This is a genomic window from Streptomyces sp. NPDC052773 (assembly GCF_044547145.1).
In the GTDB taxonomy this organism is placed as follows: Bacteria; Actinomycetota; Actinomycetes; order Streptomycetales; family Streptomycetaceae; genus Streptomyces.
The window spans coordinates 242,464-262,130 of sequence record NZ_JBITZX010000011.1; the positions used below are offsets into that span (position 1 = coordinate 242,464).

The following is a 19,667-nucleotide window of genomic DNA, read 5'->3' on the forward strand; positions in this document are numbered from 1 at the left end:
GCCGTGCCCCCTTCCCAAGTAAAGGTCTCCCCTCATACCTTAGGGCTCCCGGCTGACCGAAGGAGGCCCTCCCCGTGGCAGACCGCACACCCCCGCTGAGCGTCGAGGAGCTGCACGCCCTCGTCGCGGGCGGTGACATCGACACCGTCGTCCTGGCCTTCCCGGACATGCAGGGACGCCTCCAGGGCAAGCGGTTCGCCGCGCGCTTCTTCCTCGACGAGGTGATGAGACACGGCACCGAGGGCTGCAACTACCTCCTCGCCGTGGACGCCGAGATGAACACCGTCGACGGCTACGCGATGTCCTCCTGGGACCGCGGCTACGGCGACTTCGCCATGCGCCCGGACATGAGCACCCTGCGCCGCGTCCCCTGGAACGCGGCCACCGCCCTCGTCGTCGCCGACCTCGCCTGGGAGGACGGCTCCCCGGTCGTGGCCGCGCCCCGCCAGATCCTGCGCCGCCAGCTCGACCGGCTCGCCGAACGCGGCCTCACCGCCCAGGTCGGCACCGAGCTGGAGTTCATCGTCTTCAAGGACACCTACGAACAGGCCTGGGACGCGAACTACCGCGGCCTCACCCCGGCCAACCAGTACAACATCGACTACTCCGTCCTCGGCACCGGCCGTATCGAGCCCCTGCTGCGCCGTATCCGCAACGAGATGGCCGGCGCAGGGATGACCGTCGAGTCCGCCAAGGGCGAGTGCAACCCGGGCCAGCACGAGATCGCCTTCCGCTACGACGAGGCCCTGGTCACCTGCGACCAGCACGCGATCTACAAGACCGGCGCCAAGGAGATCGCCGCACAGGAGGGCATGTCCCTCACCTTCATGGCGAAGTACAACGAGCGCGAGGGCAACTCCTGCCACATCCACCTGTCCGTCACGGACGCCGACGGCCGGCCCGCCTTCGCCGGCGAAGGCAGGCACGGGATGTCCCCGCTCATGCGCCACTTCCTCGCCGGACAGCTGGCCGCCCTGCGCGACTTCTCCCTCCTCTACGCCCCCAACATCAACTCCTACAAGCGGTTCCAGCCCGGCTCCTTCGCCCCGACCGCCGTCGCGTGGGGCCACGACAACCGCACGTGCGCGCTGCGCGTCGTCGGCCACGGCCGCTCCCTGCGCTTCGAGAACCGGCTGCCCGGCGGCGACGTCAACCCGCACCTCGCGGTCGCCGCGATGGTGGCCGCGGGCCTGTACGGCGTCGAGCAGGAGCTGGAGCTGCCCCAGCCCTGCGAGGGCAACGCCTACAGCGCCGGGTACGAGCAGGTGCCGACCACCCTGCGCGAGGCCGCCGAGCTGTGGGAGAACAGCCCCGTAGCGAAGGCCGCCTTCGGCACCGAGGTCGTCGACCACTACCGCAACATGGCGCGCGTCGAACTGGCCGGCTTCGACGCCGCGGTGACCGACTGGGAGCTGCGCCGCTCCTTCGAACGGATGTGAGGCAACCCGTGACCGACACCCTCGAGGTGCTCAACCCCGCGACCGAGGAGGTCGTCGCCACCGTCCCGGCCGCCACCGCCGAGGACGTGGACCGGGCCGTCGTACGCGCGGCGAAGGCGCAGACGGCGTGGGCCGCCCTCGCCCCCGGCGACCGGGCCCGGCTGCTGCGCCGGTTCGCCGCCACCGTCGACGACCACCTGGAGGAACTGGCCCTCCTGGAGGTCCGCGAGGCCGGCCACGTCATCGGCAACGCCCGCTGGGAGGCGGGCAACGTCCGCGACCTGCTCCACTACGCGGCCGGGGGAGTGGAACGGCTGACCGGCCGCCAGATCCCGGTCCCCGGCGGCCTCGACGTCACGATCCTCGAACCGCTGGGCGTCGTCGGCGTGATCGCCCCCTGGAACTTCCCGATGCCGATCGCCGCCTGGGGCACCGCCCCCGCCCTCGCCGCCGGCAACGCGGTGCTCCTCAAGCCCGCCGAGACCACCCCGCTCACCGCCCTGCGGCTCGCCGAACTCGCCCTGGATGCGGGCCTTCCGGAACACCTCTTCCAGGTGCTGCCCGGCCACGGCCCCGTCGCAGGTGACGCGCTCGTCGAGCACCCCGGCGTCGCGAAGATCGTCTTCACCGGCTCGACGGCCGTCGGCAAACAGGTGCTCGCCAAGGGCTCCGCCCACCTCAAGCGCGTGACCCTCGAACTCGGCGGCAAGAGCCCCAACATCGTCTTCGCCGACGCCGATATCGAGGCCGCCGCCGCAGCGGCTCCCATGGCCTTCCTCGACAACTCCGGCCAGGACTGCTGCGCCCGCACCCGCATCCTCGTCCAGCGCTCCGCCCACGACCGCTTCCTGGAGCTGCTGGCCCCCGCCATCGAGGCGGTCACGGTCGGCGACCCGGCCGACGAGACCACCGACATGGGCCCGCTGATCTCCCGCCGCCAGCTGGAGCGGGTGCGCGGCTATGTCGACCCGGACGCGCCCGGCATCCGCGGCAAGGCCCCCGAGGGCCCCGGCTTCTGGTTCCCGCCCACCGTCCTCACCGGCGTCGACCCGACCGCCCGCGTGGCCGTCGAGGAGGTCTTCGGGCCCGTCGCCGTCGTCCTCCCCTTCGAGGACGAGGCGGAGGCCGTGGCCCTGGCCAACGCCACCGAGTACGGCCTGTCCGGCTCCATCTGGACCCGCGACGTCGGCCGCGCCCTGCGCGTCTCGCAGGCCGTCCGGGCGGGCAACCTCTCCGTCAACTCCCACTCGAGCGTCCGCTACTGGACCCCGTTCGGCGGCTTCAAGCAGTCCGGCATCGGCCGCGAACTCGGCCCGGACGCCCTGGCCGCCTTCACCGAGACCAAGAACGTCTTCATCAGCAACGTCCCCACCAGCACGGAGGGCCCCGCACAGTGACCTCTCAGACCTCTGACAGCATCTGCCGCCGGCTCGTCGGCCGTACCGCCGTCGTCACCGGAGCCGGCAGCGGCATCGGCCTCGCCGCCGCCCGCCGGCTCGCCTCCGAGGGCGCCCACGTCGTCTGCGGCGACGTCGACGAGACCCGCGGCAAGGCCGCCGCCGAGGAGACCGGCGGCATCTTCGTCAAGGTGGACGTCACCGACCCCGAGCAGGTGGAGGCGCTGTTCAGGACGGCGTACGACACCTACGGCAGCGTCGACATCGCCTTCAACAACGCCGGCATCTCCCCGCCCGACGACGACTCCATCCTGGAGACCGGCCTGGAGGCCTGGAAGCGCGTCCAAGAGGTCAACCTCACCTCCGTCTACCTGTGCTGCAAGGCCGCCATCCCCTATATGCGCCGCCAGGGCAAGGGCTCCATCATCAACACCGCGTCCTTCGTGGCCCGGATGGGCGCGGCCACCTCCCAGATCTCCTACACCGCCTCCAAGGGCGGGGTTCTGGCCATGTCCCGGGAGCTGGGCGTGCAGTTCGCCCGCGAGGGCATCCGCGTGAACGCCCTCTGCCCGGGCCCGGTCAACACCCCCCTGCTCCAGGAGCTCTTCGCCAAGGACCCCGAGCGGGCCGCCCGCCGCCTGGTGCACATCCCGCTCGGCCGGTTCGCCGAGGCCGAGGAGATCGCCGCCGCGGTCGCCTTCCTCGCCAGCGACGACTCCTCCTTCGTGAACGCCACCGACTTCCTGGTGGACGGCGGGATCTCGGGGGCGTACGTCACACCGCTGTAGCCGTGGGCCTACAGTGCCGGGATATGAGCATGACACCGCCGCCGGGCTGGTACCGCGACCCCTCGGCCCCGCACGCCGAGCGCTGGTGGGACGGCACGGCCTGGACCGAGCACCAGCGCGCCCCGGAACCCGCCGGGCACCCGGTGCCCGGCCCGCCGCCCGTCCCCGGTCCGCCGCCGCCCACCGCACCGGGCGGCGGCACCGCGCGGTCCAGGGCCATCGCCCTCACCGTCGCGAGCGCCGTCCTGGTCGCGGCGATCGTCACCGGCGCGGTCTTCCTGAAGGAGGACGGGGAGGGCGGCACCGGACCGGTGACGACCCCCACGCCGACGGCCCCCACACAGGAGCCCGCCCCGCCGCCGTCACCCACCCCCTCCGCTCCCTCCACCCCCTCCGAGCCGTCCGCCGACGACCCGGCCGTCGTCGAGGACCAGCTCAACGGCATCACGTTCCCGCTGCTCGACGGCTGGGTCCGGCCCCGCAACGTCAGCCAGGACAACGTCGTGATGACCACCGACGGCACCTACGAGTGCCCGAGCGGCGTCGGCCTGTGCCGGCACGGCATGGTCTTCTCCCGCACGGCCACCGCCACCGACGAGACCTCCCCGAAGGCCCTCGCCGAGGGCGACATCGCGGACGCCGCCGACAAGGCCTACGACCGCGACGCCCTCGGCCGGCGCCTCCACGGCGGCATCGAGTCCCACCGGGTCGTCGACTCCGGGCCGGTCGCGGTCGCGGGCCGCGCCGGGTACTTCGTTCGCTGGCGGGTCACCACGGCGGACGGCCCCGGCGGCTACGTCCAGTCCCTCGCCTTCCAGTCCAGCGTCGGCACCGAGTCGCCGGTCATCGTCCGCTTCGTCTTCGACGCGGGCGATGACGGGCCGCCGCTCACCGACATGGACCGCATCACCAAGGGCATCCGCGTCACCGGCGACGCCGACCCGGGCGGCGGCGTGGGCAGCAGCGTCGGGCCGTAGGGACACAGAGGGCCCTGGTGGGCCGTAGGGACTCGGAGGGCCCCGGCGGTGCGGAGGAGGCTCAGAGGAACGTACGGCCCTCGCCCCGGTACGTCGGCACGGTCGCCGTCACCCGGTCGCCCTCCACCAGGTGCAGCGCGTCGAACCGCTCGCACAGCTCACCCGCCTTCGCGTGCCGGAACCACACCTTGTCGCCGATCAGCAGATCGTCGGCGGGGGAGCCGAGCAGCGGCGTCTGCACCTCGCCGGCGCCCTCCTGCGGGTCGTAGCGCAGCCCCTCCGGCAGATACGGCACCGGCAGTCGGTCCCGCCCCGCCGCGCCGGAGGCCGGATACCCCCCGCCGAGCACCGTCACGACCCCCACGCCCGGCCGCCGTACGACCGGCTGCGCGAACAGCGCGGCCGGACGCCCGTGGAACGACGTGTAGTTGTCGAACAGCCGCGGCAGATACAGCCCCGACCCGGCCGCCACCTCCGTCACCGCGTCCTCCGCCACGGTGTACTGCACACTGCCCGTGCCGCCGCCGTTGACGAACTCCAGCCCCGGCACCACCGCCCGCACGGCGCGCACCACCGCCGCCCGCCGCTCGGCCAGCTCCCGGCGCGCCGCCGCCTGCATCAGCCGTATCGCCCGCGAGCGCACCGGCCGTCCCGCGACCGCGTCCCCGACCCCGGCGACATGACCCTCGTACGCCATGATCCCGACGACCTCGAAACCCGGCCGCCGGGCCACCGACCGCGCCAGCTCGGCGACCTCGGCGGGGGAGTGCAGCGGCGAACGCCGGGCCCCGACCCGCACCCGCCCCCCGAGCAGCCTGAGCGAGGTGTCCAACTCCAGGCACACCCGCACCACTTCACGCCCACCGTCCCGCGCGGCGTCGATCAGGGCGAGCTGCGCCGGATCGTCGACCATCACGGTCACCGCGGCGGCGAGCTTCGGATCGCTCGTCAGCTCGGCGTACCCCGCGCGGTCGGCGGACGGATACGCGAGCAGGACGTCCTCGAACCCCGACCGGGCCAGCCACAGCGACTCGGCGAGGGTGTACGACATGACCCCCGAGAACCCGTCCTTCGCCAGGACCCGTTCGAGCAGCGCCCGGCAGCGCACGGACTTGCTGGCCACCCGGACCGGCTTCCCGCCCGCCCGGCGGACCAGGTCGTCCGCGTTGGCGTCGAAAGCGTCCAGGTCCACGATCGCCAGCGGGGCGTCGAGATGGGCGGTGGCCCGGTCGTAACGGGCCCGGTCGGCGGCGCGCGCAGTCATGAACGAAGCCTGCCAGACAGGATTACCGCAGGGTAGGGGGATGTTCCGGGCAGATGCCCCGCGGTCGTGGACTGGTTCCCGCATCGGTGCGGGCACGCCGTAAAGTGGCGCGCACGCACGGCGGAACGGCCCCGGAGCGGTGTCCGCGCCGGATGGCGGTCCGGCCGTGCGGGTATGCGTGCGACGTGCGGACGGGCGGCTCGCGTACCGGCAGAGGGTGGCCCCGTACGAGGAGCGGGCCCGGTACGAGGAAACGGGGGGCGCATGACCACGGACGCGCGGCACGCCCCCATCCCCCCACGCCCGGCCACCCCACCCACCCCCACGGAAGCCTCCGCCCGCCCTGATCCCTCCGCCCCCGCGGCAGGCCCGGCCCCGACCGGCACGCCTTCCCCGGCGGACGCCTCCGCGCGGCTCGGTGCCCCGCGTCCCTCCGCGGACTCGGCCCCGGCCGGCACGTCTTCCCCGGCGGACGCCTCCACGCGCCTCGGCGGCCCGCGTCCCTCCGCGGACTCGGCCCCGACCGGCACGTCTTCCCCGGCGGACGCCTCCGCGCGGCTCGGTGCCCCGCGTCCCTCCGCGGACTCGGCCCCGGCCGGCACGCCTTCCCCGGCGGACGCCTCCACGCGCCTCGGCGGCCCGCGTTCCGCCCAGGGCCCGGCTGCGGCCGAGCGGGCGGGCGGCACGCCGTCGCCCGCGGGGGGCCCGGCCGGTGTCGCCGGCTCCCCTTCCGCCGCATTTCCCGCCCACGGCGGCTCCGGCCCAATCCCGGGCGGGCAGTCGCGCGGTGGCGGCCCGATTCCCGGCGAGCAGCCGCGCGGTGCGACCGCCGCCGCGGACGGCTCCGCCCGCCTCGGAGCCTCGCGTTCCGCCGCCTACGACGCGTCCGCGGACGCGCGGGCGAGCGAGGCCGCTCGCGGCGGTGACTCCGGTGGTGCCCGCGCGGGGGAGACGGGTGGTCCTCGCCCGGGTGACTCCGGCCGCGCCCGCGCGGGGGACCCCGGTAGTGCCCGCGCGTCCCGTCGACCGGACGGCACCCCGCTCACCCCGCCCCCGCCGCCCGCCTCGGCCCGGTTCCCGGACACGCCGCCCCCGCCGCCGCGCGGACCCGTGCCGCCCCGCTCCGCGGACGCCGCCGCCGAGACCGCCACCGAGCGCACCACCCGGCTGCGCCCCGTCCCGCCGGAGCCGGCCTCCGCGACGGGCACCGACGGCGCCGCGGCCCCGGCTGAATCGGTACGCCGGCCGGCCACCGGGACAGCCGGACCGGACCGGCACCAGACCGCCGCCCCGGCCACGCCCCCGCACCCCCAAGGCGCCGCCCGCAGGCCGGACCGTGCCGCCCCGCACTTCGAAGGCGCCGCGCGCCGGCCGGATCGTGCCGCCCCGCACTCCGAAGGCGCCGCCCGCAGGCCGGACCGTGCCCCGTCGCACCCCGCCCGCGCCGAGGACCCCGCCCGGCTCCCTGGCCGGGGCCCGGCGGCACCGGACCTCAGGCACTCCTGGAGCTCCCCACCAGCCCCCGGACTCTCGATGCCCCACGCCCTCGGTGACTCCTTCGGCGACCCGCCTCCGTACCGCCCGCTCGGCGGCCGAGTGCGCCGGCACACGGTCGCGGCAGCCGCCTGTGTGGTCCTCGGACTCGGACTGATCGGCGGAGCGGTCACCGGCAGCTGGCTCGTCGGCGACTCCGCGGACGCGGGCGAGCGCGGCGCCTTCGCCACGGCCGCCGGACTCTGGCACAACGTGCCCGTCGACCGGCTGTTCCCGCCCACCGTCGCGGGCCGCGGCGCGGGCCCCGGCGGAGCCGACCGCACCTGGACCCGGATCGCCGTCGCCCCCGACACCGGCTGCGCGGACGCCTTCGACCCGCTGCTGCGCAAGGCCCTCGCCCCCGCCGGCTGCGAGCGCCTGCTGCGCGCCACCTACACCGACGCCACCCAGAGCCACGTCACCACCGTCGGCCTGCTCTTCACCAAGGCCGACGCCGCCGGCATGCGCTCCCTGGAGGCACGGTTCAAGGACGAGGGCCTGTACCGCCGTACCGACCTGATGCCCCGCCCCTACGCCGCGAAGGGCACCGCGTCCGCCGGCTTCGGCGACGCCCAGCGCGCCTCCTGGACCCTCTCGGTGCTCACCGACGCCCCCGTCGTCGTCTACGCCGTCTCCGGCTGGGCCGACGGCCGCGCCGTGGACGAGCCGCAGCCCGCCACCGACGCGATGGCCTCCGGCGCCACCACGGCCCCCGCCCAGGCGGGCCTCGGCCACGAGGCGAAGGGCCTCGCCGACCGCGTCGAGCGGAGCCTGCGCAAGTCCGTCGTCGCCGCCACGGAGCAGCCCTCATGACCCGCCGCACCACGAAGGACCGTACGGCCCGCCGTACGACCCGCCGCGCCGCCCTGCTCAGCGCCCTCCTGGCCGCCTCCGTCGCCCTGGTGCCGCCCACCGTCGCCCACGCGGACGGCATCCGCGCCCAGCAGTGGGCCCTGGACGCCCTGCACACCCGCGAGGCCTGGCAGACCACCAAGGGCGCGGGCATCACCGTCGCCGTACTCGACACCGGCGTCGACGCCACCCACCCCGACCTCGCCGGGAACGTCCTGGAAGGCACGGACATGGTCGGCTTCGGCGCGAAGCGCGGCGACCGCGCCTGGGCCCGGCACGGCACCGCCATGGCCGGGATCATCGCCGGCCACGGACACGGCTACGGCGGCACCGAGGGCGTCATGGGCATCGCCCCCGAGGCGAAGATCCTCCCCGTCCGGGTGATCCTCGAGGACGGCGACCCCGCCCGCGGCAAGGCCCGCAAGACCCGCGGCAACGCCCTCGCCGAGGGCATCCGCTGGGCCGCCGACCAGGGCGCCGACGTCATCAACCTCTCCCTCGGCGACGACTCCGCCTCCGCGCACCCCGAGCCCGCCGAGGACGAGGCCGTGCAGTACGCCCTGCGGAAGGGCTCCGTGGTCGTCGCCTCGGCCGGCAACGGCGGCGAGAAGGGCGACCACATCTCCTACCCGGCGGCCTACCCGGGCGTCATCGCCGCGACCGCCGTCGACAAGTTCGGCACCCGCGCCTCCTTCTCCACCCGCCGCTGGTACGCCACGGTCAGCGCCCCAGGCGTCGACGTCGTCATCGCCGACCCGGACCGCAAGTACTACGAGGGCTGGGGCACCAGCGCCGCCGCCGCCTTCGTCTCCGGCGCCGTCGCCCTGGTCAAGGCCGCCCACCCCGACCTGACCCCGGCCCAGATCAAGCGCCTCCTGGAGGACACCGCCCGCAACGCCCCCGCCGACGGCCGCGACGACTCACGCGGCTTCGGCTTCATCGACCCGGCCGCCGCCATCGAGGCCGCCGCCCGCCTGGAACCGCGGGACCTGCGCTCGGCCGCCTACGGCGAGAAGTACTTCGGCCCCGGCCCCGACGCCACCCACCCCGAGAACGGCCACTCCGGCTGGGCGGGCCCCCTCGCCGGCAGCGTCGGCGGCGTCCTCCTGGTGGCCGCGGTGGTCCTGTGGCGGGGCCGCCGCAGCCACCACGGCGGCTACTGACCGGCCCCGGCCCCGCCCCATCCCCCCGCCGACGTGCCCCAAGCCTGCCGATAGGGTCGGTGACCGTGGCGAACAAGAACATTCCCGACCCCGGCTTCTCCGACGACGACGGCTCCGCCGACCCCCGGCTGAGCGCGGCGCTCGCGGCCTGGGCCGAGGACCGTACCGCCCTGGAGCCGGTGCTCCAGGCCCTCAAGGGCGCCCGGCTGCTGGTCCCCGTCGTCGCCGTGCTCGGCGAGGTCGAGGAGGACGAGAACGGGCTGCGCCGCGAGAAGACCAGCGACATGGCCGTCCCCACCCTGAAGGCCGCGGGCCGCACCGCGCTGCCCGCCTTCACCTCCACCGACTCCCTCGCCCGCTGGGACCCGCAGGCCCGCCCCGTGGCCGTACCGCTGCATCAGGCGCTCCAGGCCGCCGCCCACGAGAAGGCCGACACCGTCGTGCTGGACCTGGCCGGACCCGTGCCGTTCGAGCTGACCGGCCCGGCGCTGCTGGCACTGGCGGAGGGCCGTACGACGACCGACCCGCTCGCCGACCCGGCCGTCCTGGACGCGGTGCGCACCGCCGTCGCCGCCGAACCGTCCGTGGTCCGCGCCCACCTCGGCCCCGGCCAGGCCGACGGCACCCTCGCCCTCGTGCTGGACCCGGCCGCCGCCCCCGCCGAGACCGCCCGCGCGGTGGCGCAGCGGCTCGCCGCCGACGAGACACTGAGGGCCCGCCTGGTGCGCGGCCTCGACCTGGCACTGCTGCCGGCCGGGACCACCCCTCCGGGCGAGCCCTTGTATGTACGCGGATGAAGCCCTGAGTGCCTAGCCGTAGACCGGGCCGGTGTACTTCTCGCCCGGGCCCTGGCCCGGCTCGTCCGGGACGACCGACGCCTCGCGGAACGCCAGCTGGAGCGACTTCAGGCCGTCGCGCAGCGGCGCCGCGTGGAACGAGCTGATCTCGGTGGCGCTGCCGTCCAGCAGGCCGGCCAGCGCGTGGATCAGCTTGCGGGCCTCGTCCAGGTCCTTGTACTTGTCGCCCTCCTCGGTCAGACCGAGCTTCACGGCGGCGGCGCTCATCAGGTTGACGGCCACCGTCACGATCACCTCGACGGCGGGAACCTCCGCGATGTCGCGGGTCATGGCGTCGAAGTCGGGCGTCTCTTCACTCATGGCGTTCACCATAGGGGCTGCGGCGGGACGAGCCGTAGTCAGCCTCGGTTAGCCCTTTCCGGGCGAGGCTGCTAACCTTGTGTAACGACCGGTCGGACACGTGTGCCTCACAGTTCACGGGCCCGGCCCACAAGTGGAGGCTTTCGAACTCCCACCTGACCGCCCTCCGGGGCGGCGGGTCACCGGTCAGACGGTCCCGTCCCCGAGGCGGCGATCCGTCCGAATGCGCGCCCCGCGATGATCGCGTCGGTGCTCCGGTAGTAGTTCGAGGAGCCCCGCCTGTGATCGTCCGGGGCATTTTTTCTGCTTCGGCGCGGTTAGGTCTAACGAACACAGACGTTACGCGGCTGTCCGCCAGACCGTCGCGTGGTGCTACCGAGGAGGATCCATCAGCGCCGAGCCCCGCATCAACGACCGGATTCGCGTTCCCGAGGTGCGACTTGTCGGTCCCAGCGGCGAGCAGGTCGGCATCGTGCCGCTTGCCAAGGCCCTGGAGCTTGCGCAGGAGTACGACCTGGACCTGGTCGAGGTCGCGGCGAACGCCCGTCCGCCCGTGTGCAAGCTCATGGACTACGGGAAGTTCAAGTACGAGTCGGCCATGAAGGCCCGTGAGGCGCGCAAGAACCAGGCGCACACGGTCATCAAGGAGATGAAGCTCCGGCCGAAGATCGACCCGCACGACTACGACACCAAGAAGGGTCATGTCGTCCGGTTCCTCAAGCAGGGCGACAAGGTCAAGATCACGATCATGTTCCGTGGTCGCGAGCAGTCCCGGCCCGAGCTGGGCTACCGGCTGCTGCAGCGTCTCGCGGAGGACGTCCAGGACCTCGGCTTCGTGGAGTCGAACCCGAAGCAGGACGGTCGCAACATGATCATGGTCCTCGGTCCGCACAAGAAGAAGACCGAGGCGATGGCCGAGGCCCGCCAGGCGCAGGAGGCCCGCAAGGCTTCCGCGAAGGCCAACCCCGGTCGTTCGCAGAACCCTGCCGACGCCGAGGCCGCCCCCGAGGCTGCCGCCGAGGAACCCGCCGAGGCGTGATCCCGGGGACTTCCGAGTCCCGAGGCAGTATCCGAAACAAGTACGACGCTCCACCGTGCCCGGTTCTCGTGACCGGGCACCGGAGCGCCACCGACGAGGAGAGAACGGCGCTATGCCGAAGAACAAGTCGCACAGCGGTGCCAGCAAGCGCTTCAAGATCACCGGCTCCGGCAAGGTGCTCCGCGAGCGCGCCGGCAAGCGCCACCTGCTCGAGCACAAGTCGTCCCGCGTGACGCGTCGCCTCACCGGCAACGCCGAGATGGCCCCGGGCGACGCCGCGAAGATCAAGAAGCTTCTCGGCAAGTGAGGTCGGGCGCTCAGCGCCTGAACCACGCAAGACACCGGGACCCAATCGATTACCGGGCCGTGTGAGGACACCCACGGCCCCGCTACAAGGAGTTAAAAAGTGGCACGCGTCAAGCGGGCAGTCAACGCCCACAAGAAGCGCCGGGCGATCCTCGAGCAGGCCTCCGGCTACCGCGGTCAGCGTTCGCGCCTGTACCGCAAGGCCAAGGAGCAGGTCACCCACTCGCTGGTCTACAACTACAACGACCGCAAGAAGCGCAAGGGTGACTTCCGCCAGCTGTGGATCCAGCGCATCAACGCCGCTGCCCGCGCCAACGGCATCACCTACAACCGCTTCATCCAGGGTCTGAAGGCCGCGAACATCGAGGTCGACCGCAAGATCCTGGCCGAGCTGGCGGTCAACGACGCGAACGCGTTCGCCGCGCTCGTCGAGGTCGCGCAGAAGGCGCTGCCGTCGGACGTCAACGCGCCCAAGGCTGCGTGACACCGCGCCGGCTCTGAGCCGGCGTGACTGAACGGACCCGTGGGCTGGGTGCCCGCGGGTCCGTTGCTGTGTGGTGAAGACCGCGAACCTGAACTGCTGAAGGTGAAGAAGAGGATGCCCCCCGCCAGCCCCGAGCTGATCTCCCCCCGTTCCCCCCGCGTCTCCGCCGCCCGGCGGCTGGCCAAGCGGAACTTCCGGGGCAAGGAGCGGCTGTTCCTCGCGGAGGGACCGCAGGCCGTGCGGGAGGCCGCGGCGTACGGCGACACGCTCGTCGAGCTGTTCGCGACCGTGGAGGCCGCGGAGCGCTACGCGGACATCGTCGGCGAGGCCCGGGACTGCGGCGCCCGCGTCCACCTCGCCTCCGAGCAGGTGATCGCCGACATCTCCACCACCGTCACCCCGCAGGGGCTCGTCGGGATCTGCCGGTTCGTGGACACCCCGTTCGAGGAGATCCTGAAGGCGCGGCCCAAGCTGGTCGCCGTCCTCGCGCACGTCCGCGACCCCGGGAACGCCGGGACCGTGCTGCGCTGCGCCGACGCCGCGGGCGCCGAGGCGGTCGTCCTCACCGACGCCTCCGTCGACCTGTACAACCCGAAGGCCGTGCGCGCCTCGGTGGGCTCCCTGTTCCACCTGCCCGTGGCCGTCGGCGTGCCCGTCGAGCGGGCCGTCGCCGGGCTCAAGGACGCCGGGGTGCGGATCCTCGCCGCCGACGGCGCCGGCACCGACGACCTCGACGACGAGCTGGACAAGGGCACCATGGGCGGCCCCACCGCCTGGATCTTCGGCAACGAGGCCTGGGGCCTGCCGGAGGACACCCGCGACCTCGCGGACGCCGTGGTCCGCGTCCCCATCCACGGCAAGGCCGAGAGTCTGAACCTCGCCACCGCCGCCGCCGTATGTCTCTATGCCTCGGCCCGGGCCCAGCGCGCCTCCGGAGGGTGCCGAACCGTCACCGAGAGCTAGTAGGGTGACGGGCTCGGGGCCCACTCAACCATCGGAGAGGTGGGATACGGGGATGAGCGTCGGCACGAGCAGCGCACCGGGAGCACGGGACGTGCGGCACCCGCCCGCGCCCCCGGCCGGTGATCCGGCGGCCGAGCTCGGCATCGATCCCGACGACCTGCCCGACGGCCTCGTCGTCGCCGACGAGCACGGACACGTCGTCTGCTTCAACGCCGCCGCCGAGCGGATCACCGCCGTGCGCGCCGCCGACGCCCTCGGGCAGCGCCTGGAGAAGGCCCTGCCGTTAGAGGACCTGGACGGACGGCGCTGGTGGCAGCTCACCGACCCCTACGGCGGCCTCGCCATCCGGGTCCGCCAGCCCGAGCGCAACCTGCTGCTGCCCGGCGGCCGGGAAGTGCTCGTCTCCGCCCGCTATGTGCGCACCGAGCCCACCGGGCCCGTCCGCCGCGTCGTGGTCTGCCTGCGCGACACCGAGGCCCGGCGCCGCACCGAGCGCAGCCACGCCGAGCTGATCGCCACCGTCGCCCACGAGCTGCGCTCCCCGCTCACCTCCGTCAAGGGCTTCACCGCGACCCTGCTCGCCAAGTGGGAGCGGTTCACGGACGACCAGAAGCGGCTGATGCTGGAGACCGTCGACGCGGACGCCGACCGCGTCACCCGGCTCATCGCCGAACTGCTGGACATCTCCCGCATCGACTCCGGCCGCCTCGAGGTCCGCCGCCAGCCCGTCGACATCGGCGCCGCCGTCGGCCGGCACATCCAGGCGTACGTCGCCGCAGGACAGCCCGCCGACCGGTTCCTGCTGCGCATCGAGCAGCCGCTGCCCGACCTGTGGGCCGACCCCGACAAGATCGACCAGGTGCTGAGCAACCTGCTGGAAAATGCGGTGCGGCACGGCGAGGGAACCGTCACCATCGACATCACGGCCACGGCGTCCCCCCGCGAAGGGGAGGAGGCCGGCACGTCGGTCACGGTGAGCGACGAGGGGCCCGGCATCCCGGAGGAGTCCATGAACCGCGTCTTCACCCGCTTCTGGCGGGGCAGCAAGCGCGGCGGCACCGGCCTCGGGCTCTACATCGTCAAGGGCATCGTCGAGGCCCACGGCGGCACCATCACGGTCGGCCGCGCCCCCCAGGGCGGCGCCGAGTTCCGATTTACGTTGCCCGTGGGGGCACCGGCGTATCTCGCCCAGTGACCCACGGGCGCATTCGTACACCCTCACCCCGTTAGACTCGGCCTTTGGCACCTTTGTGTCCTGCACACGGCCCAGACGAGCCAGCTCACCGGCCGGTCACGGGGACCATCCGCCAGCCAATCGGAAGCACGGGAAGAGATGTCGGCACCGAATAAGTCGTACGACCCTGTCGAGGTCGAGGCGTTGAAACCGGAAGAGATCGAGCGCATGCGGGACGAGGCGCTCGCCGCCTTCGCCGCCGCGGACTCCCTCGACGCGCTCCACGAGGCCAAGGTCGCCCACACCGGCCCCGCCTCCCCGCTGGCCCTCGCCAACCGCGAGATCGGCGCCCTGCCCCCGCACGCCAAGGCCGACGCCGGCAAGCGTGTCGGCATGGCCCGCGGCGCCGTGAACAAGGCCCTCGCCGCCCGTCAGGCGGAGCTGGAGGCCGAGCGGGACGCCCGCGTGCTGGTCGAGGAGGACGTCGACGTCACGCTGCCGTACGACCGCGTCCCGGCCGGCGCCCGCCACCCGCTGACCACCCTGTCCGAGCGGATCGAGGACATCTTCGTGGCCATGGGCTACGAGGTCGCCGAGGGCCCGCAGGTCGAGGCCGAGTGGTTCAACTTCGACGCGCTCAACATCGGCCCGGACCACCCGGCGCGCGGTGAGGCCGACACCTTCTTCGTGGAGGGCCCGGACGGCACCGCCGACTCCGGTGTCGTGCTGCGCACCCACACCTCGCCGGTGCAGATCCGCTCCCTGCTCGACCGTGAGCTGCCGGTCTACGTGATCTGCCCGGGCCGCGTGTACCGCACCGACGAGCTGGACGCCACCCACACCCCGGTCTTCCACCAGGTCGAGCTGCTGGCCGTGGACGAGGGCCTGACCATGGCCGACCTCAAGGGCACCCTGGACCACATGGTCCAGTCGCTGTTCGGCGAGGGCATGAAGACCCGGCTGCGGCCGAACTTCTTCCCGTTCACCGAGCCGTCCGCCGAGATGGACATGGTGTGCTACGTCTGCCGCGGCGAGTCCGTCGGCAACCCCGACCGCCCCTGCCGCACCTGCTCCAGCGAGGGCTGGATCGAGCTGGGCGGCTGCGGCATGGTCAACCCGCGGGTGCTCACCGCCTGCGGCGTCGACCCGGAGAAGTACAGCGGCTTCGCCTTCGGGTTCGGCATCGAGCGGATGCTGATGTTCCGCCACAACGTCGAAGACATGCGAGACATGGTCGAGGGTGACATCCGGTTCACCCGGCCCTTCGGGATGGAGATCTGATGCGGGTCCCGCTTTCTTGGCTGCGGGAGTACGTCGACCTGCCGGCCACCGAGACCGGCCGTGACGTCCAGGCCAAGCTCATTTCGGCCGGTCTGGAGGTCGAGACGGTCGAGCAGCTCGGCCACGACCTCAAGGGCCCCCTGGTCGTCGGCCAGGTGCTGACCATCGAGGAGCTGGAGGGCTTCAAGAAGCCGATCCGCTTCTGCACCGTCGACGTCGGCCAGGCCAACGGCACCGGCGAGCCCCAGGAGATCGTCTGCGGCGCCCGCAACTTCGCGGTCGGCGACAAGGTCGTCGTGGTCCTCCCCGGCGCCACCCTGCCCGGCGGCTTCTCCATCGCCGCGCGCAAGACCTACGGCAGGGTCTCGCACGGCATGATCTGCTCCAGCGACGAGCTGGGCATGGGCGACGACGGCACCAAGGGCATCATCGTCCTGCCGCCCGAGACCGAGGTCGGCCGCGACGCCATCGAGCTGCTCGAACTCGTCGACGAGGTCCTGGACATCGCCGTCACCGCCAACCGCGGCGACTGCCTGTCCATCCGCGGCGTCGCCCGCGAGACCGCCATCGCCTACGGTCTGCCGCTGCGCGACCCGGCCCTCCTCGACGTCCCGGCGCCGAACGCCTTCGGCTACCCGGTGAAGATCTCCGAGCCGCTCGGCTGCGACCGCTTCACCGCCCGCACCGTCTCCGGCCTGCGCCCCGAGGCCCGCTCCCCGATCTGGCTCCAGCGCCGGCTCCAGAAGGTCGGCATGCGCCCGATCTCGCTCGCCGTCGACGTCACGAACTACGTGATGATGGAGCTCGGCCAGCCGCTGCACGCCTACGACCGCAAGCTGGTCCAGGGCACCATCGGCGTGCGCCGCGCCGAGGAGGGCGAGAAGATCGTCACCCTCGACGGCGTCGAGCGGAAGCTGCACGCCGAGGACCTGGTCATCACCGACGACCGCGGCCCCATCGGCCTCGCGGGCGTGATGGGCGGCGCCAACACGGAGATCGCCGATCACGAGGACGTGGAGGGTGCGACCACCGACGTGGTGATCGAGGCGGCGCACTTCGACGCCGTCTCCGTCGCCCGTACGGCCCGCCGCCACAAGCTGTCCTCCGAGGCCTCCCGCCGCTTCGAGCGCGGTGTCGACCCGCAGGCCGCCGCCGCGGCGGCCCAGCGCACCGTCGACCTGCTCGTACTGCTCGCGGGCGGCACCGCCGACGCCGGCGTCACCGAGGTCATCGCCCCGTCCGCGCCGCACACCATCACCCTGCCCGCCGACCACCCCGACAAGGTCGCGGGCGTCACCTACGGCCGGGAGACCGTCGTACGGCGACTCCAGGAGATCGGCTGCGACGTGTACGGGCAGGACGAGCTGATCGTCACCGTCCCGTCCTGGCGGCCCGACCTGCTGGAGCCGAACGACCTCGCCGAGGAGGTCATCCGGCTGGAGGGCTACGAGAACCTGCCCTCCACCCTGCCCAAGCCCCCGTCCGGCCGCGGCCTGATCCACCGGCAGCGGCTGCACCGCCGGGTCGGCCGCGCGCTGGCCGGCGCCGGCTACGTCGAGGCCCCGAACTACCCGTTCGTCAGCGAGCAGGTCTTCGACCAGCTCGGCCTGGACGCCGACGACCCCGCCCGCCGCGTGGTCAAGCTGGTCAACCCGCTCAGCGACGAGGAGCCCGCGCTGCGCACCTCGCTGCTGCCGGGTCTGCTCGGCGCGCTGCGCCGCAACGACGGCCGCGGCTCGCACGACCTCGCGCTGTTCGAGACCGGCCTGGTCTTCCACCCGCGCGCGGAGCGGCCCGTCGCCGGGCACGTGCCGGTCGACCGCCGACCCACCGACGAGGAGATCGCCGCACTGAACGCCGCGCTGCCCGAGCAGCCGCGCCACGTCGCCGTCGTCCTCGCGGGCGCCCGCGAGCAGGCCGGCTGGTGGGGCAAGGGCCGCCCGGCCGACTGGGCCGACGCCGTCGAGGCCGCCCGGGTCGTCGCCCGCGAGGCCGGGGCCGAACTGGTCGTCCGGAAGGGCCAGTACGGACCGTGGCACCCGGGCCGGTGCGCCGAGCTGCTCGTCGTCGCCGACGGCGCCGAGCGGGTCGTCGGCCACGCGGGCGAGCTGCACCCGCGCGTGCTGAAGGCGCTCGGACTGCCCGAGCGGACCTGCGCGATGGAGCTGGACCTGGACGCGCTGGAGCGGGCCGGCGACGGCACGCCGCAGGCGCCGGGCATCTCCACGTTCCCCGTGGCCACGCAGGACGTCGCGCTCGTCGTGGACAAGCCGGTGCCGCACGCGGAGGTCGAGGCCGCGCTGCGGGAGGGCGCCGGTGAGCTGCTGGAGGGCATCCGGCTGTTCGACGTGTACGAGAACGCGGAGCAGCTCGGCGACGGGAAGAAGTCCCTCGCGTACGCGCTGCGGTTCCGGGCCGCGGACCGGACGCTGACCGTGGACGAGGCGTCGGCGGCGCGGGACGCGGCGGTGGCGCTGGCCGCTGAGCGGACCGGAGCCGTGCTGCGAGGTTAGTTTCCGGCGCCTACCGAGCGGGGTGCTGTGCGACCGTGGGCGGCTTCAGGTCGTTCGTGGCTGGTCGCGCAGTTCCCCGCGCCCCTTTGGGGGGGGAGGCGTCGCCCCCCACATCCTTCTCACTCGTTTGAGTGGCAAAATCAGGTGATCTGGCTCGATCGGGGCATGCGGCGACAGAATCGGACCGGCCTTTCGGGGTCGGTCTGCGCTGTCAGGGCCTATATGGGGGCCATCCGCATGATCCGTATCAGGGCACGGGCGCCCGGCCGCCGGCTGCTCGCGCTGGGGCTGCCCACGGCCTGGGGTGCCATGGCCGTCACCTACAAGCTGGCCTGCCCGCTCGCCCAGCAGACCGGGCTCGGAGCGCGGATCGCCACCAGCGCGGTCTTCTTCGCCGTCGGCACCGGACTGATGCTGCATGTGCGGCAGGTGCTGCTGCGCGAGCTGAAGCAGGTCCGTGATGTCGCCGGGGCCGCGCAGAGCACGCTGCTGCGACCGCTGCCGCCCCACGTCGACGGGCTGCGGGTGGCCGCCGCCCAGCTGTCCGCCGACCGGGGTGCCCGTGTCGGCGGCGACCTGTACGAGGTCGTCGCGACCGAGCACGGCGTACGGGCGGTGATGGGCGACGTCCGCGGGCACGGCATCGGCGCCATCGGCACCGTCGCAGCCGTGCTCGGCAGCTTCCGCGAGGCCGTGCACGACGAGCCCGACCTCGGCAGGGTGCTGCGCCGCCTGGACCGCGCCCTCGCCCGCCACCTGCGCGAGCGGGCCCGGTCGGACGGGGAGAGCCCGGTCGCCGAGGAGTTCGTCACGGTCCTGCTGCTGGAGATCGGGCGCGGGGGTGAGGTGCGCGCCCTCAACTGCGGTCATCCCTGGCCGTACCGGCTCCTCGACACGGGGGTGGAGCCGCTGTCGCGAGCCGAACCCCTGCCCCCGCTGGGCCCGTTCCCGCTGCCGCCCGAACTGCCCGCCGTCCGCTGCTCCGCGCTCCGCCCCGGCGAGGTGCTGTTCCTGTACACGGACGGGGCGGAGGACGCCCGGGACGCGCACGGCCGGTTCTTCCCGCTGGCGGAGGTGCTCGCGGCGGCGCTGGACGCGGGCGCGCGAACTCCCCAGGCCCTCCTGGCCGCCGTGCTCACGCGCCTGCTGCGCCACACCCAGGGAGCCCCGGCCGACGACGTGGCCTTCCTGGTCCTGCGCAACGAACGGCTGCGCAGGCGCGCCCCTTCGGCGGCGCGCGGAACCGCGCGCTCCGCCACGACGCACCCGCAGCCGACGCGGCACCTGTAGGTCGCCGAGCCGGCCGAGCCGTCCGCCCCGCCACGGAGTGTCGGGCA

At 73.6% G+C, this 19,667-nt stretch carries 17 protein-coding genes; 15 read left to right on the forward strand and 2 right to left on the reverse strand.

Annotation, left to right across the window (positions count from 1 at the left end; genetic code table 11):
* The first annotated feature begins 74 nt into the window (after nt 1-74).
* From ACIG0D_RS24560 to ACIG0D_RS24575, 4 genes are read left to right on the forward strand one after another with little or no spacing between them, the layout of a single operon-like run.
* Nucleotides 75-1,439 carry a glutamine synthetase family protein gene (locus ACIG0D_RS24560; RefSeq protein ID WP_399804623.1) on the forward strand — a complete coding sequence of 455 codons (1,365 nt, stop codon included), beginning with the start codon at nt 75-77 and terminating at the stop codon, nt 1,437-1,439.
* Between the two features lie 8 nt (nt 1,440-1,447).
* A complete protein-coding gene (locus ACIG0D_RS24565) occupies nt 1,448-2,836 on the forward strand; it encodes an aldehyde dehydrogenase family protein (RefSeq protein ID WP_399804625.1) in 1,389 nt (462 codons plus the stop codon).
* Nucleotides 2,833-3,624, forward strand: a complete 792-nt coding sequence (locus ACIG0D_RS24570) for a 3-oxoacyl-ACP reductase (protein ID WP_399804628.1) — start codon at nt 2,833-2,835, stop codon at nt 3,622-3,624. The genes ACIG0D_RS24565 and ACIG0D_RS24570 overlap by 4 nt, the downstream gene beginning before the upstream one ends.
* A 29-nt stretch (nt 3,625-3,653) precedes the next feature.
* Nucleotides 3,654-4,601, forward strand: coding sequence for a DUF2510 domain-containing protein (locus tag ACIG0D_RS24575; protein WP_399804745.1), 948 nt, complete (start codon nt 3,654-3,656; stop codon nt 4,599-4,601).
* 61 nt (nt 4,602-4,662) lie between these two features.
* On the opposite strand, the gene ACIG0D_RS24580 is transcribed toward ACIG0D_RS24575, so the two are convergent.
* A complete protein-coding gene (locus tag ACIG0D_RS24580) occupies nt 4,663-5,865 on the reverse strand; it encodes an amino acid deaminase/aldolase (protein ID WP_399804630.1) in 1,203 nt (400 codons plus the stop codon).
* 1,110 nt (nt 5,866-6,975) lie between these two features.
* Between ACIG0D_RS24580 and ACIG0D_RS24585 the strand changes: the two genes are divergently transcribed.
* The 3 genes from ACIG0D_RS24585 (at nt 6,976) to ACIG0D_RS24595 (ending at nt 10,210) form a co-directional block, all read left to right on the forward strand.
* The gene (locus ACIG0D_RS24585) at nt 6,976-8,211 is read left to right on the forward strand and encodes a hypothetical protein (protein WP_399804633.1); all 1,236 of its coding nucleotides are present in this window, start codon (nt 6,976-6,978) and stop codon (nt 8,209-8,211) included.
* Nucleotides 8,208-9,413, forward strand: coding sequence for a type VII secretion-associated serine protease mycosin (mycP, locus tag ACIG0D_RS24590; protein ID WP_399804635.1), 1,206 nt, complete (start codon nt 8,208-8,210; stop codon nt 9,411-9,413). Before ACIG0D_RS24585 ends, mycP begins: the two co-directional genes overlap by 4 nt.
* A gap of 65 nt (nt 9,414-9,478) precedes the next feature.
* Nucleotides 9,479-10,210, forward strand: a complete 732-nt coding sequence (locus tag ACIG0D_RS24595) for an SseB family protein (protein WP_399804638.1) — start codon at nt 9,479-9,481, stop codon at nt 10,208-10,210.
* A gap of 12 nt (nt 10,211-10,222) precedes the next feature.
* Here ACIG0D_RS24595 and ACIG0D_RS24600 read toward each other — a convergent pair whose 3' ends face one another.
* Nucleotides 10,223-10,570, reverse strand: coding sequence for a DUF1844 domain-containing protein (locus ACIG0D_RS24600; protein ID WP_399804641.1), 348 nt, complete (start codon nt 10,568-10,570; stop codon nt 10,223-10,225).
* A 388-nt stretch (nt 10,571-10,958) separates the two neighbouring features.
* Between ACIG0D_RS24600 and infC the strand changes: the two genes are divergently transcribed.
* The 8 genes from infC (at nt 10,959) to ACIG0D_RS24640 (ending at nt 19,620) form a co-directional block, all read left to right on the forward strand.
* Complete coding sequence (gene infC, locus ACIG0D_RS24605) at nt 10,959-11,609, forward strand: translation initiation factor IF-3 (RefSeq protein ID WP_166004705.1); 651 nt, start codon at nt 10,959-10,961, stop codon at nt 11,607-11,609.
* A gap of 112 nt (nt 11,610-11,721) precedes the next feature.
* Complete coding sequence (gene rpmI / locus ACIG0D_RS24610; RefSeq protein ID WP_003977225.1) at nt 11,722-11,916, forward strand: 50S ribosomal protein L35; 195 nt, start codon at nt 11,722-11,724, stop codon at nt 11,914-11,916.
* Between the two features lie 99 nt (nt 11,917-12,015).
* Nucleotides 12,016-12,399 (forward strand): 50S ribosomal protein L20, encoded by a 384-nt coding sequence (gene rplT, locus ACIG0D_RS24615; RefSeq protein ID WP_016642495.1) that lies wholly within the window; start codon nt 12,016-12,018, stop codon nt 12,397-12,399.
* Between the two features lie 114 nt (nt 12,400-12,513).
* Complete coding sequence (locus ACIG0D_RS24620; RefSeq protein WP_399804645.1) at nt 12,514-13,362, forward strand: TrmH family RNA methyltransferase; 849 nt, start codon at nt 12,514-12,516, stop codon at nt 13,360-13,362.
* 52 nt (nt 13,363-13,414) lie between these two features.
* The gene (locus ACIG0D_RS24625; RefSeq protein WP_399804648.1) at nt 13,415-14,557 is read left to right on the forward strand and encodes an ATP-binding protein; all 1,143 of its coding nucleotides are present in this window, start codon (nt 13,415-13,417) and stop codon (nt 14,555-14,557) included.
* A 138-nt stretch (nt 14,558-14,695) separates the two neighbouring features.
* A complete protein-coding gene (gene pheS, locus ACIG0D_RS24630) occupies nt 14,696-15,817 on the forward strand; it encodes a phenylalanine--tRNA ligase subunit alpha (RefSeq protein ID WP_399804651.1) in 1,122 nt (373 codons plus the stop codon).
* Nucleotides 15,817-18,330 carry a phenylalanine--tRNA ligase subunit beta gene (gene pheT / locus ACIG0D_RS24635; protein ID WP_399804653.1) on the forward strand — a complete coding sequence of 838 codons (2,514 nt, stop codon included), beginning with the start codon at nt 15,817-15,819 and terminating at the stop codon, nt 18,328-18,330. The genes pheS and pheT overlap by 1 nt, the downstream gene beginning before the upstream one ends.
* 237 nt (nt 18,331-18,567) lie before the next feature.
* The gene (locus ACIG0D_RS24640) at nt 18,568-19,620 is read left to right on the forward strand and encodes a PP2C family protein-serine/threonine phosphatase (RefSeq protein WP_399804656.1); all 1,053 of its coding nucleotides are present in this window, start codon (nt 18,568-18,570) and stop codon (nt 19,618-19,620) included.
* The last annotated feature ends 47 nt before the right edge of the window (nt 19,621-19,667 follow it).